Raw genomic sequence first — 13,423 nt, forward strand, 5'->3', positions numbered from 1 at the left:
ACCATTTGGTTCGATTGCCACATTAAAATTATATTTCACTTACTTCCTCCATACTATTTATCTTAGGTGAATATCGTGAGCTATTTATTAAGCCATCGATGCCAATATATATAGGTGAGTCTAATAATGTAAGTAGATTATGTTCTACTAAGTTAGTGACTATCGGATATAACTCCCATACCGGAACACCACAAAGGTCTGCTATATCAATTAATGATCGCATCCCATCCGACCAAGTAAGCAAATCCATCATTACCTTTACTTCCTGACCACTTGATTTGGTTGATAACGTTGGATAAAGTCCTCGCCTTCCTAACTGTGGTTCACAATAAACGTTAACCTTTGGGTAGGTGAAATTTTCAATAGCTTCAATAGCTTTCATTAACGCATTATAGCCACCAGCCAATCCTTCGGGTGTAACCACATGTTCAAGATCATCAAGAGAGGTGTGGTATTCAGCATACTCACCATATTTTGTTCTCATAATTGATGCTATCGGTAAATCAACACCTGGCGCACAATATTGACGTTCATCACTACCTCTATCGGCCCAATTATAACGCTTGAAATTTTCATCTATATTCTTTAAGACATGTAATGCAATAATATCACTAATTGTTTTTCCATTTCTTGAGGGAAGATAAGAATAGCATCTATTATCTCCGACACAGGAGATGTTAAATCCAGCAAAAACGTTAGATTTTAAAGTTATGATATTTTTGCTTAAATATGTTATTGACCCAATGGTTTCTGGTATAAAAACAAATCTATATGTATACTTGTTGTTTTTCCTTTCACTCAACCACTTGGCCAGATATGCCGTGACAGAAATCCCTGACAGTTCATTATTTGCCATAGATGGGTGACAAATGTAGGTTGAAATAAAAACCTCTTTATCTGACTGCCCTCTAATTAATAGCTCACCATAAGTCAACCAACCATTAAATAGCTCAGAGTCTATAACAACATGGTACTCTCCTTCCTCTAACTGCATTCTGTCATTTTGTGAAATACAGAAACCCCACCTCTTTTTGTAATATGATGTGATATATGGTATTGCATTAGGCTGATCAGGGAGAGAATATAGGAATTTATTTAACTCCGATAAATCCATTCGTTTATTAACCGGAATACTATACCCCACTAAATGGAGATTATTTTCACGAAAGTCACATATCTTCTTACCGCTTGGTGTAATGATATATGCCTCGCGAACACGCCATTCTTCGGGGATCGTCCAATCGAAAACTTGCTCCCCCGACGCCACCTCATGCGTCCTGAGATCAGGAATTATATTGGTTAATTCTTTAAGGGTGTTCCTCACACCATCACCAGTAATACTCCTATTAAAATGCCACAGCGACTTGGCAAGAGCATGAATACAATTACCTATCATTACTACCGCTCCTCTATAGAAAATAAGTGGTCACGAGCTTTACCATCGTCTATGAGCTTACTTATATAGTTAAACATATCCGCAGCATTTATTGTTCTTAAGCCACTACCATGCCTGGGCCTGAATCCCTTATAAAGCCCTGCAGACCATAGCAACTCCCCAGCTGGATTCACATTTGTTACAACCCCACGCTCGATATCTCGCACATATAATTTATATTTTTTTATTGTTGTTTCACCTTGAATGTTCGTGTAGTCTCCAGAAAACTCTTTGAAATATCGATAACTAACCATTTTCACTTCTTCAATATGATGATAAAACGTCATACTGTACTGATCTTCCAAATCTAAAGATGCTATTTTACCACCCATATGCTTTAAAATTCCAAATGGAGAGTCTTCAGCATAACCACTTTCATTATCAACGTTATAAAACAATTTTTGATACTTACCAATAACTGCAAATGAATAAATTGGGTGTCCTGTTCTTATGGCATCTTTATGCTTTCGAGCAACCTCAGTCAATGCTCCCATTTGCGATGGGGTAGTCCTAATATCAAATGGCATGCCTTTTGTAAAATCAAAGTTAAATAATGGCAGCAGCAATGTCCCTTCCTGTCCCAACACATCCAATAGACTATCAAAAATATCGCCAGGAGAAATTGAGGAACCATTTTTTTTATATTCAAGAAGAGTTCTTTTAATATTGCTATGAATAAGAATGGCATCTCCTGGTGCGATTCCAGATTGAAGCCATCTCTGTCTAAGAGAACTGATATGAAACATATTATTGCTCATCAACATTTCCTTTATTCCGACTAGTAATAATCTCAACAACTTATCAGAGATTTATTTTTTCTAATTATACACAACAGGAGCCTCGTTGGAAGCCAACGCGAGTATCAATTATTTTTCGTTAATCACTATTAACTGATATTTCTAATGCTGAAATATATTAAGGTGACTTATACCTTATGGAGGCGTTGTTGCCCAAATCAGCCAGCAAGTCATGACTCCCCCAGCCCTGGGTGACCGCTACACTCGGGACTTTCTGACAGGCAGACCAAGGGTATTCCGCTTGTTTATGGCGCTAACATACGCCATGACTTCTCCCACCCATGACTTCTCCCACTTGGCCGTTGTAGTTACGCAGGCTGATTTTCCCCGCCAGCAACTGCTTGAACCGATACATTGCTGTCTCTGCCAGTGAGCGACAGTGATACCCCGATATCTTCTTCCAGTGCGTTACCCCCTCCTTGCGCATCACCAGCACCGCCTCATTTCTCGGATGTCCCTTGTCCCATAACCCCGCGCTTTTGCGAGGCGGGATACAGGCTGTTGCCCCTTTGCGCAAGATAAGCTGATGGCTGGCTTTGCTGTCGTAGGCGCCATCCGCATAAACACGCCCCAGTTTGCGCCGCAGTGGATTGAGCAGAGTCGGCAACACCTCTACATCATGGACATTTTCCAGCGAGATTTCTGCCGCCACGATATCGTGAGTGGCTGGGTCTACTGCCAGATGCAACTTGCGCCACACTCGCCGTTTCTCGGCGCCGTGTTTTCTGACTTTCCACTCGCCTTCACCAAATACCTTCAGCCCAGTTGAGTCGATAACCAAATCGGTAATACGTCCTTTTGGGGGCTGTCGATAAGCCACCGTCACCGTGCGGGCCCGCTTGCTTACACAGCTGTAATCGGGGGCACAAAGCGGTACGTTCATCAACTCGAACAGGGAGTCGAGTAGTCCCTGAGTGGCCCGCAGAGTGAGGTTGAAAATCCCCTTGAGCATTAGGAAGGTGCAGATGGTCTGGTCAGTGTAGAGTTGGCTGCGGCCCCGGCACCCATGATGGTCGTGGTGGAACCAGTTATCCATGGCGTCTGCATCAACCCAGAAGGTGAGGGAACCACGGTTAATCAAAGACTTGTTGTATTGAGGCCAGTTAGTGATGGGGTGAAGCGACGAGCCCATGATGCAGATTTGAAGAGGATGATGGTGATCAGATCACCGAGCCCTCAGTTAGTTCCATTCAAGCTGTATCGATTTGGGCAACAACGCCCCTTATGGAAAATCAGGACCGTAGGTTCGATTAGCGAAGCGTAATCGGACGTTCGCGTAATCGAACGCTTACAACGGAACAACCCTTTTGGGGGTTTACTCCAATCCCCCCACCCCATCCACCGACCCGCACCAATCCGGTGGATAGACGCCGCTCGCCACGTAACGATGGAAGGTGGAATACGGCCAATCGACCACCCTCGTGACATGACCATGCTTGAGCGGATTGATATGGACGTAATCCATATGGCGGCGGTAATCCTGCTCATCCCGGATCAGATGTTCCCAATAATGGCGTTGCCAGATGCCCCGCTCCCCGTGGCGTAACCGGGTCTGGCTGCGGCGCTCGTTTACCGGCAAGGCGCGGGAAAAGTGGCTTTTGATCAGCCGCCAACGCAGGGGGAAATCGGTGTCCCCCTCCGGTAAAGAGAGGATGCAGTGGAGATGGTCGGGCAACACCACCCATGCGTGAATGGCGAAGGGGTGAGCCTGCTGCACCTTGGCAACGCTGTGGCGCAGCAGGTCGATCTGCTCCACCAGCAACCGGTTGTTGCGCCGCTCCAGCAGGTTGACGGTAAAGAACCAGGTTCCTCCGGGCCACCATGCCCGCCGCCAATTGGCCATCCTGTCCTCCTCGTTGAGGCCGAAAAGCCAAGCATAGCCTTGCCTCACTTCGATCTGCTTGCGGGCGTGATGGTGCGGATATTCCATTACGCGATCGTCCGATTACGCTTCGCTAATCGAACCTACATGGACAGGAAATCTGGAACACCCACTTTCGGGCAAAGGCGTAACTGGTGAAGCTACGCCTTGTTTTTGGTGAAAGCCTCTGGTCACTTGACCAACTTGCTCTCCATCACCCCTTGTTTGCCTTCCTCCTCACTGACCTGGCTCAGCTTGGAGCGGGCCATCAGCAGGCCCATCTTGACCTCCTGCCAGACGTAGTAGTTTTTACCCGCCTCGGTGCTGAGGGTCAGGGTGGCATCGTTCTCCGACTTGGAGGTGATGGTGTGGCTGCCCGGTGTCACCTGCTTGAGGATATAGCTGTGGGCCACAGTATCGCCGACCGCCACGCCATCCACCAGCAGCGGCATTTTCACCGCCGCACCGAAGGTCTCGTTGCGATAGATATAGAGGTTGGCCGCATCCTTGGGGGCTACAAACTGCTTGGCCTGGGCGTCTGCGGTGGCATCGGCCATGGGTACGGAAGCACAACCGGAAAGCAGCGCCGCCGACAGCAGGGCGGCACTCATCATTATTTGCCTGAACATAGTCGTTATTTTTTAGTGAGTTAACGGGATTTAAAGGTTCGCATGAGCCTGTGCTAGCTGACAATCGCTCAAATCGGTCGGGGTGTGACCCGGTTCAATTTTTCGGCATTTGGTGGGATGAAGGTGGGAGAACTCAGAAACCCGGCCGCCAGATGGGGCGCGGCGGTCGGGTGAATTGTAAAGAGTAGGGTGACAGGGAAAGGGATCAGCCTAGTCTAATCAACTCGATGGGGGCGTAGCGCTCACCGGAGTTTGCCAGCAGCACGCACTTCTCATGCTCCGCCTGATAGGGGGTCATATTGTCGGTGTGGGCCTCTTTCAGAAAATCGACTGCGCCAGTGGCGGCAATCATCACGCGCTGACCCAGGTTCAGCACATTGCGGTTACGGTCATAGATCTTCATTTCATTCTCCTTTTCTTGTGTCCTGGCGAATGCGCAGGCGTCTGTCCAGGACAACGGCATTCAGCCTACGCCTCAGAAAAAAGGTGATTTATGTCACAGATCAAAAAAGGGGCGATAAGGGACTCACAGGCTCAAAAAGCGAGCATGGCCGCTTGGCCAACGGTTGTCGCGCGAAGTAGCGCTGCCCTGCCCTTTTCGTCGGGGCGGGCTCGAACCCGGCAGCGGTTGGGGTATATTGGTGGCCGATTAGCCAGTCTCATTCACTGTGGCCGCGCAAGCGCGCCGCTGTTTCAACAAGATGGAGAGTGCTCATGAATCGCGACATTACCGCCCAGTTCATCAAGATGCTGACCAACCTCGACCACTGTCTGGCCAAGGCCGAGGCCCACGCCGCGGCGAAACAGTTCAACGTGGAGAACTTCTTCGGCGAGCGACTGATCGTCGATATGCTGCCGCTGTCCAAGCAGGTGCTGATCTGCTGCGATTCGGCCCGCGCCGTGGTCGCCACCGCCAGCCACAGCGAGCTGCCGGTGCTGGGAGATGACCCCAAAACCATCGCCGATCTGCGCGCCCATATCGGCAAGACCATCACCTATCTGCAAGGCAAGCTGGACGCGGACTACAGCCAGTACGCCAGCGGCCGTTACGTGCCCCACTGGGCGGGCGGCAAGGGGATGGATGGCCACACCTGCGTCCATGAGTACGGCATTCCCAACTTCTACTTCCACCTCACCATGGCCTATGCCCTGCTGCGCCGCGCCGGGATCGAACTCGGCAAGCGCGACTATCTGGGCGGGCTCAACCTGCAATAAGCGCCGCTCGCCACAGGCGGCAAACAGATAGCAAAAGCCTGCCACGCGGCAGGCTTTTTTATATCGGGTGGTGCAGGGCTAGTGCGCAGAAGAGCTGCGCCCTAGAAGGGGCAGTTGCGCTCGCGCAGCTTGTCGGGCAGGCCGTCGTGATCCCCCAGCTCGCGCGCGGGTACGTCATCCCAGTGCAACTTGCCGAGGGTGATATTGCGCTCGGGGTGCACGGCGTAGTGGATGCGGTTGTCCTCCCGATCGGTATCGCCAATGCAGAGCAGCCGGACAGTCTCTTCGGTGTTGTTGATAAAGGCGTGGGCCAGCCCGTCACCGGCCTTGAAGCCCACCGAGTCACCCGGTTGCAGGCGATAGAGGATACCATCGAGCCAGACATCGGGGGTTCCTTCCAGCACGTGAACAAACTCATCCTCGGTCTTTTCGGCATGGGGCCAGCTGGTGCGATGGCCGGGCTCGACAATCTCGTGGTGAATGCCGATGCGGCTAAAGCCGAAGTGCTTGCCGAGGGCGCAGCCGCGAGAAAGAGGCTCCTGACTGCCGGAGTAGTAGCGCGGCGTCGGCTCTTGCAGCTCGCGCCAGTGTTTGATGCAGGGGTGGCGATTCATAGCGGTTCCTTTTCCATGAGGATGCAGTCACGGGAAGGGTCATCCTAACTGCCAGAATGCGGGCGAGAAAAGCAGAAATCGGTCAGCCCCCTTCGCAGCAGATGGTGAAAAGACGGACTCGGCTGCGGGTCGATTCCCATCCTGCAAGGGCTGCGCGGCCATGCCAGCGGCAGCGGTGCGGACAAAAATGGAGACAAAAGAGGGAGCCACTGGCTCCCTCTCTCGATCTGTCTGCACCCGTTTTCTGAGGCTGATTTTCCGCTCTTATTTCCCAAGATTGTCCGCCAGCTGTTTGGCGCGGCTGGCCGCCCACTGGTCGATCATCCTCTCCATCTCCTCGGCGGTGATGGGCTCATCCTTGTGGGTGGTATCCGTGCTCTCACGGGCATCCATCACCCGCACCAGCAGCTTGCCGCTCTGGGAGTCGAGCAACTGGGCCATGCTGCCCACCTTGAGCAGGTAAGGCTCCTTGCCGATCACTTCGCGGGTGACGTTGATGGCAATCTTGGCCGGCAGCAGGTCACGCAGCTTGGGGTCGGGGCGGGTCAGGTCGAAGTTGGTGACGGCTGCCTGGATCCGCATGACTTTCGGGCCGGGGGCGGTGGCGATCTTGACGCCCTGCTTGATCAGCTCTCTCTGGAACTTGTCGTGGTAGTAGCGGCCAATCTGGTTCTGTTCGTTGGCGGTCAGCAGATACCACTGGCCGTTCTCCTGCCGGATAAACTGCAGCGGATCGAGCAACACCTCATTGTATTGGCGCAGGTCAACGCCCGGCTCCTTGTAGACGCGCTGATTGGGGTTGCTCTCGCTCTGCTGGAAGGCAGTCAGCGGGATCGCCTGCAAGCTGTGGGATACCTGATTCTTGACGGCGCAGCCACCCAGCAGCGCCGCAGCCACGGCAACCATCACGACCTTTTTCATATTTGCTCCTGCATTTTACTGTTTGTTTTTGCTGTGGATTTCGCACCACATGGCTGGAGAACCCGTGCCGGATGCCGCCAATGTCACAGAGAAATAACCTATTCATCACCTTCCCACAAGCAACAGATCAGGATTGTTCAGCTCACATCCAAGTTGTCACAATTGCGGCACTTTTGTACAGGGTCAGCCAGGGTACGAACGGCAATCTGGCGAGGGTTAGGTTGTTTAATCCGGCTAAATGGGGCTGCGGAAAGCGCTCAGTTTTTTCAAACGATGGGGGCTCGCGAGCGGCGTGAGTTGAACGGGGGAATGCCCTGGAACGGGCGATGACCGATCATCAGCCATCTTGCGCAAACTTGCCTGCCGCCGGAGAAGCGGCAGGCACACCCATCAGTTATCGAGATCCCAGGGGCACTGCTTGACCAGCCCCTCTTTGCCGCTGGCAACGATCGCCTGCTGCACCATCCGTTTGTAGCGATTCTTGATATGGGCGGGCAACGCGGGCACCAGCAGCCGCTCGTCAAACTCCGGCAGCGGGCGATCCGGCAGCACCGCCTGCTCCTGCGGGCTGAGGGGCGGCCGGGAGGCAATATTGCTGGCCGAAATGGTGGGTGTGCCCACCAGCATCTGGCGTTGCAGCGGCGCGCTCAGCAGAAAATCCACCAGCAGGTAGGCGGCCTTGAGCCGAGCGGGATCATCCCCGGCATGGCGGGCGATGGAGATCGCATCGAGGGCATAGATGGCCCCCTCCTGCACCATGGAGATCCGCCACTGCTGCTCGTTCTGCTTGTTGCACTCCACCAACTCCAGCCCCCAGGTGGTGGCAAAGGTCTGCTGGCGCAGATCCTCACAGCGGTTGGCCTGATTGAACCAGAAGCCGCGGCTGGCTCGCAGCCGCTGCGAGAGCAGCTGCTCCACCTCTTGCTGCAAGGTCTTGTCGGCCAGCATCTCGCCGCTGGCAAACAGGGCGGGCGACTTGCCCAGCGAGAGCAGCACCGAAAAGAGCAGCGGCTCGAACTGGTCGCAAAACTCGGCAAACTGACCCGACAGCGAGCTGTTGGCAAGCACCTGCCAACTGGTGGGCGCTTGCGGCACCTGCTTGCTGTCATAGGCGAGGCTGAACATGGCGTAGGAGAAGGGCACCGAGTAGTTGCGCTCCCCCTGCTTGTCATACTCGGTGTTCTTGAGTGCGGGCTTCACCTCGGGGTAGTGCTGCAGGCGGCTGAAATCGATGGGGAGCAGCAGCTTGAACAGCGGCTGGTGATGGGCCTTGTAGAAGTAGCTGGTCGGCAGCACCACATCGGCGCTGCGGGTGCGCAGGGCGCGGTAGACGCTGTCGAAATCGGTCAGCAGCGGCTCGATCCGGCTGACCGTCGCCTCCACCCCATGGGCTTTGGCGTAGTCGGCAAACTGTTGTTCATAACCCGCTGGCAGATAGCCCCACTCCAGCAATTTGAGCTGAACCGGGGCCGCCAGCGCCGGGGTCATCCCCAGCAACCAGCAAAGAGGCAGTAGTCGCATGGCCGGGTACTCCTGACAGGTAAACCTTGTTGGAGTATAGGCCCATGCGCCCACTCGTCAGGCCACCAGCTCGGCTCCCATGCTCGCCAGAATGGAGAGGCTGACCACCGCAAACAGCACGCCGGTCACCAGATTGAGCGGCCGCTGCACCCGCAGCAGCAGGCGCTGGGCACGATCGGTGGAGAGGCTCCACGCCAGCAGCCCGAACCAGCAGAGGGAGATGATGAAGAGCTCGCCCACCAGCAGGCTGCGGGTCATTCCATCCACCTCTGGCGTCACCATGGCGGCCAGCAGACCGATAAAGAACACCAGCGCCTTGGGGTTGAGCAGGTTGGTCGCAAGGCCAGTGCGTACGCCCCTACCCCAGCCGCGCAGCTCGTTGGCGGCGCTGGCCATCAGGGTACTGCTCTGCTGGCGAGCCGCCATCAGGGCGCCCCACCCCAACCAGCCCAGATAGAGGGCGCCGCAGCACTTGATCACCATAAACAGCAGCGGGTGGCTGGCGATCAGCATGCTGATCCCGGTCAGGCTCAGGGTAGCGTGCACCATGATCGCCAGCGAGATGCCCAGCGCCGCGCCAAGGGCGGTCGGCCGGTGCAGGCTGGTACGCAGGATCAGGGCGAAATCGGGGCCGGGGCTGGCCAGTGCAATCAGGTGCATCAGGCCGAGGGTAACGAACAGACTGGTCAGCATAACAACTCTCGCTTTAACGACGGAGAGCCAGCATGGCGGATCAGCGGGGGGCGCGGCTTGTAAAAGATTGCATCTGGGCACGAAATTCGGCGGGTGTCAGACCGAATGCCTGGCGAAAACCGTGGTGGAAGTGACTCTGATCGAAGAAGCCGACCGCCAGCGCCACCTCGCTCACCGCCATGCCGCTCGCCAGCAGCCGCTTGCCCTGCTCCAGCCGCAGCCGTTTCAGCCAGGCGTAGGGGGTCATGCCGCTGCGCTTCTTGAACTGGCGCAGGAAGGCGAAGCGGTCGAGCCCAAGCAGCCCCGCCAGCTCTTCCAGCGAGTGGGGCTCGTCGAGGGCGGCCATCAAGTAGTCGCGCAGGAATCGCAACTGGGGATCGGCCAGTTGGTGTACCTCGGGGGCCAGATGCAGCAGCTCCCCCAGCAGGGCAAGCAGCTGGCTCTCGATCAGCAGGCCATCGGCCTTGGGGTTGTCGAGATAGCCGTGCAGCTGGGCAAAACCCTGATAGAGGTCGGGGCGGCTCTGCAATCCCTTGTCGAAGAAGGGTTCCGGCTGCTCCGGCAGCCAGAGCGCCAGCTGCTGCGGATCGATGGCAAAGACCCGCACCTCGTACCCTTCCGGCAGCAGGCTGAGGCCGTCGTGCACCTCATCCGGGTTGACGGTAGAGAGCACCCCGCGTACCAGATGGTGGCTGTTTCCCTTGTGGATAAACTTCTGGCCACCCCGCTGCACCAGCCCGATATGGTAGTCGAGATGGACATGGCGGCCATAGCTGAACGCCCTGTGGTGGGAGTGTGACAGCTCGACCCCCGGCAGGTGCGGGGATTGCCAGTAGCGGATGAGGGAATCGGTGGTATTCATGGGTTATAGATACACCAGAAGCGGGCCTTGGACTTGTAGATTATTGCACGCAACCCCCTCTCAACGCCCCCACAGCCGCGGGGTTGGTTCCACCAGCGAGGCGAGCGGCACCCGCTCCACCATCTGACGCATATGTTGCACCAGATCGGGATTGCCATCCCCCAACGACTTGTTCAGCACGATATGTACCTGCAGCGGGGTGACCGGCAGGTAGATGAGGCGGGTCGCAGCAGGAAGTTTGGCGCGAAAATGGTTGGCGGAAATATCGTTGGAAAAAAGCGCGGCATCGATGCGCCCGCGCAGCAACTTCTGCATGTTGCCATGCTCCCAGCTGAGCTGGGAGAGGGTGTCAATGTGGATCTGCGGATGCTGCAACAGCGGCGGCACGATCGCCTGGCTCGACCAGCCGATGGTGGTGCCGTAGAGATCCTCCTGCCGCTCAACCGCATGAAGTCGCGATGGTACCAGTACCACCAGCACCGGCCGCAGCAGCAACAGGTGGGGGTCGATATAGCGGAAATGACGAGCACGCTCGGGACTGTAACTCAGCAGCGGGGTCAGATCGCACTCGCCGCTCTCGAGGTTGCTGAGCAGCCGCGCCACATTGAGCCCCTGCCACTCGATGGCACGCCCGATCGCGGGTTCGATATGACGGCGAAAGTAGTCGATCACCGGCCCGGAGACCTTGCCCTGCTGATCGATGGTGACCAGCGGCGCCAGCTGAAAGACACATCCCCGCAGTGGCGCGTTGATCGCCACGGCCTGGCTGATGGGTATAAGAGGGAGAAGAAGTGCCGATAGCAGTAATACCAAACGCATACCCGAACGAGAGATGCCCATAGGTGCCGACCCGATGCCCTGATAGCCATCAGCATGGCACAAGGCAAAGGGGCGGGCTATCCGCTCCCGACGCGCTTCGGCCTCTTTCGCCCCCTGCTTTCATGGCCATCGACCACCCATTTTATTGCGGTGAAAATCAATAATCCCGCTGCTTTGATGGATTTTGGTCTCTTGAGATATAGTGCGGCCCCATTCATCAAACCGGCGGGTGAGCGCCCCGCCGGACAGGTAGATTCATGAGACTGTTTTTGCTGTTGTTGTCGCTGTTTGCTACGACTGTAAGTTCTGATGAAAAACCGCGCCTGCCCTATTACGACTGGGGTCGCTGCCCGTTTGAGGGTTGTACCTATCAGGCGTGGACCACCAAGCAAGAGGTGATTGTCAGAGCCGAGCCATCCCTGACGGCCAAAGCGCTGTTCCGGCTACCCCGCGGCCAGCAGGTGGAAGGACTAACCGGGGTTGTCATTACCGAACAACCGGGGATCGTCGAAATACTCAGATCGGTCAAGCTGGGCTATAGCAAGGAGGGAAAAGGGCCACTGTTGAATATGAAGGCAGGGGAAACGCTTTATATCCTCGGCGGACTGGGCGAAGGCAATAGCCTGTTCTGGTACAAGGGCAAAACCTACATTCTCGATTATGACTATGCGCGCAAAGAGATCAGATACGGCCGGTCACCGCAGAACCAGTGGTGGGTAAAAATTCGGGACAAGCAGGGGCGTGAGGGTTGGGTTGCCGAAGCCAAAAACTTTGCCCATATGGACCGTTTCGAATAGTGACAGCCAGCCCCCCAAGCTCGGGGAGCTGGCCGTGGATGACTCACTGCTTGGGTTGCAGCTTCATCTCTTGCAGATACTCCAGCACCTGGGTTTTGTAGTCCGCCTGATAGTAGAACTTGGTGCTGTCGCACGCCGCAATCAGGTTCACCGCGGTGCAGAACAGGGTGGCTGCCAGCAGCCCCTTGCCAAGCCACTGCGGATAACGACGACTCCAACGCACCAACAACAGCAGGATCGGGAACAGGGCGTAGGGGAAGATCAGCATCAGGTGCCAGTAGTTGAAGATGATGGGCGAGAGCGCCGCACTCACCAGCACCGCCAGCACCGCCGCCAGCGCATAGAGACCGAGCCAGCTCTCGCCATCCACAGGCGCGCGGTCGCTGCGCAGCAGACGCGGCTTGAGTTCGCACCACAGCTGCCAGTTGGCCTTGGCCGCCAGCAGCACAGTCGCCGAGCCTACCCCGTAGATCACCACCCGCCACAGCCAGACTGCCGCCATCTGCAGGTATTCGTGCCCCGCCAACCAGATGAACTGGGTATCGTTGACCAGCTTGCTGGCAAACAGCCAGGAGCCGTAACGCAGCCAGTAGAGCACTGATTTCAACACCGGATAGACATGCACCAGCCCCCAGCCGATATAGCGCTGGCGCGCCTCGGGATCGACGTTCTGGGTAATATGGCTGTTGCTCATCACTTCCATCGCGTAGGGGATCAGGGAGGCACCGATCAGCAGGGTAGCCACCACCACCCCGCTCCAGCTCACCTTGAGAATGCGGCGCCAGAACAGATAGGTGGACATTACCGCCAGTAGCGGCCAGGAGTAGTGCAACTGCATCGCCATACCGATGGCCAGCAGGTGAACGATCATGTGCCAGAAGGAGGCCCGCTCGCGCATATGCCAGGCCGACCAGCAGTGCATGGCCGAGAAGAGGAACAGATAAGAGGGGTTGTAGAGCAGACTCTCGTACTGGAACCAGGGGTTAAGCCAGCAGAGCACCAGAAACAGCAGACGCACCCTGTCATCAAACACCTGACGGATCACCGCATCAAACAACAGGAACCCGACCAGCCGCATCGCCAGCAGCAACACCATGGGGGCATAGGGAGAGTCCCACAGCAGCAGCGGCCCACCGATCAGCCAGGCCGACAAGCTCCCCGGCACATTGCCCACCGCACTCGCCGCATTGCCATAGCTGAGCCAGACCCCCTCATAAGCCCCAAGGTAACCCTTGTAGAGCATCTGGGTCTGGTCGCCG

At 55.7% G+C, this 13,423-nt stretch carries 14 protein-coding genes and 1 pseudogene; 2 read left to right on the forward strand and 13 right to left on the reverse strand.

The window, feature by feature from the left end; all coding sequences use genetic code 11:
* Nucleotides 1-28: 28 nt before the first annotated feature.
* The 6 genes and pseudogenes from AB5Y76_RS10960 to ydfZ all read right to left on the reverse strand — a co-directional run bounded on the left by AB5Y76_RS10960 (nucleotide 29) and on the right by ydfZ (nucleotide 5,125).
* Nucleotides 29-1,396, reverse strand: a complete 1,368-nt coding sequence (locus AB5Y76_RS10960; RefSeq protein WP_081990725.1) for a DUF4910 domain-containing protein — start codon at nucleotides 1,394-1,396, stop codon at nucleotides 29-31.
* A gap of 2 nt (nucleotides 1,397-1,398) precedes the next feature.
* Nucleotides 1,399-2,193: an AAC(3) family N-acetyltransferase gene (locus tag AB5Y76_RS10965; protein ID WP_263717968.1), complete on the reverse strand. Its 795-nt coding sequence runs from the start codon at nucleotides 2,191-2,193 to the stop codon at nucleotides 1,399-1,401.
* 237 nt (nucleotides 2,194-2,430) lie between these two features.
* Nucleotides 2,431-3,364, reverse strand: a pseudogene (locus tag AB5Y76_RS10970) (IS5 family transposase).
* Nucleotides 3,365-3,547: 183 nt separating this feature from the next.
* Nucleotides 3,548-4,075 (reverse strand): transposase, encoded by a 528-nt coding sequence (locus AB5Y76_RS10975; RefSeq protein WP_263717966.1) that lies wholly within the window; start codon nucleotides 4,073-4,075, stop codon nucleotides 3,548-3,550.
* Nucleotides 4,076-4,284: 209 nt separating this feature from the next.
* A complete protein-coding gene (locus tag AB5Y76_RS10980; RefSeq protein ID WP_139442354.1) occupies nucleotides 4,285-4,722 on the reverse strand; it encodes a DUF2846 domain-containing protein in 438 nt (145 codons plus the stop codon).
* Between the two features lie 205 nt (nucleotides 4,723-4,927).
* The gene (gene ydfZ / locus AB5Y76_RS10985; RefSeq protein WP_005342516.1) at nucleotides 4,928-5,125 is read right to left on the reverse strand and encodes a putative selenium delivery protein YdfZ; all 198 of its coding nucleotides are present in this window, start codon (nucleotides 5,123-5,125) and stop codon (nucleotides 4,928-4,930) included.
* Between the two features lie 311 nt (nucleotides 5,126-5,436).
* On the opposite strand from ydfZ, the gene AB5Y76_RS10990 reads away from it, so the two are divergent.
* The gene (locus tag AB5Y76_RS10990; RefSeq protein ID WP_263717965.1) at nucleotides 5,437-5,937 is read left to right on the forward strand and encodes a DUF1993 domain-containing protein; all 501 of its coding nucleotides are present in this window, start codon (nucleotides 5,437-5,439) and stop codon (nucleotides 5,935-5,937) included.
* Nucleotides 5,938-6,038: 101 nt separating this feature from the next.
* Here the strand turns inward: AB5Y76_RS10990 and AB5Y76_RS10995 are convergent, their stop codons facing one another.
* The 6 genes from AB5Y76_RS10995 to AB5Y76_RS11020 all read right to left on the reverse strand — a co-directional run bounded on the left by AB5Y76_RS10995 (nucleotide 6,039) and on the right by AB5Y76_RS11020 (nucleotide 11,307).
* On the reverse strand, nucleotides 6,039-6,551 hold the full coding sequence (locus AB5Y76_RS10995) for a cupin domain-containing protein (protein WP_263717964.1): 513 nt from the start codon (nucleotides 6,549-6,551) through the stop codon (nucleotides 6,039-6,041).
* A gap of 264 nt (nucleotides 6,552-6,815) precedes the next feature.
* Nucleotides 6,816-7,472, reverse strand: coding sequence for a DUF3313 domain-containing protein (locus AB5Y76_RS11000; protein ID WP_263717963.1), 657 nt, complete (start codon nucleotides 7,470-7,472; stop codon nucleotides 6,816-6,818).
* A gap of 390 nt (nucleotides 7,473-7,862) precedes the next feature.
* Entirely contained in the window at nucleotides 7,863-8,993 is a 1,131-nt protein-coding gene (locus AB5Y76_RS11005) for a PotD/PotF family extracellular solute-binding protein (protein WP_263717962.1), read from the reverse strand.
* A 57-nt stretch (nucleotides 8,994-9,050) separates the two neighbouring features.
* Nucleotides 9,051-9,686: a LysE family translocator gene (locus AB5Y76_RS11010; RefSeq protein WP_100652235.1), complete on the reverse strand. Its 636-nt coding sequence runs from the start codon at nucleotides 9,684-9,686 to the stop codon at nucleotides 9,051-9,053.
* A 40-nt stretch (nucleotides 9,687-9,726) separates the two neighbouring features.
* Nucleotides 9,727-10,548 (reverse strand): AraC family transcriptional regulator, encoded by an 822-nt coding sequence (locus tag AB5Y76_RS11015; protein ID WP_005357044.1) that lies wholly within the window; start codon nucleotides 10,546-10,548, stop codon nucleotides 9,727-9,729.
* Between the two features lie 60 nt (nucleotides 10,549-10,608).
* Nucleotides 10,609-11,307 carry an ABC transporter substrate-binding protein gene (locus AB5Y76_RS11020; RefSeq protein WP_263717961.1) on the reverse strand — a complete coding sequence of 233 codons (699 nt, stop codon included), beginning with the start codon at nucleotides 11,305-11,307 and terminating at the stop codon, nucleotides 10,609-10,611.
* A gap of 317 nt (nucleotides 11,308-11,624) precedes the next feature.
* Here AB5Y76_RS11020 and AB5Y76_RS11025 point away from each other — a divergent pair, with 317 nt between their 5' ends.
* Complete coding sequence (locus AB5Y76_RS11025; RefSeq protein WP_019444996.1) at nucleotides 11,625-12,164, forward strand: hypothetical protein; 540 nt, start codon at nucleotides 11,625-11,627, stop codon at nucleotides 12,162-12,164.
* A 43-nt stretch (nucleotides 12,165-12,207) separates the two neighbouring features.
* Here the strand turns inward: AB5Y76_RS11025 and AB5Y76_RS11030 are convergent, their stop codons facing one another.
* Nucleotides 12,208-13,407: a 3-deoxy-D-manno-octulosonic acid transferase gene (locus tag AB5Y76_RS11030; protein WP_318528159.1), complete on the reverse strand. Its 1,200-nt coding sequence runs from the start codon at nucleotides 13,405-13,407 to the stop codon at nucleotides 12,208-12,210.
* Nucleotides 13,408-13,423 lie beyond the last annotated feature (16 nt).

Source organism: Aeromonas sp. R1-2, assembly GCF_040908505.1.
GTDB classification, from domain to species: domain Bacteria; phylum Pseudomonadota; class Gammaproteobacteria; order Enterobacterales; family Aeromonadaceae; genus Aeromonas; species Aeromonas veronii.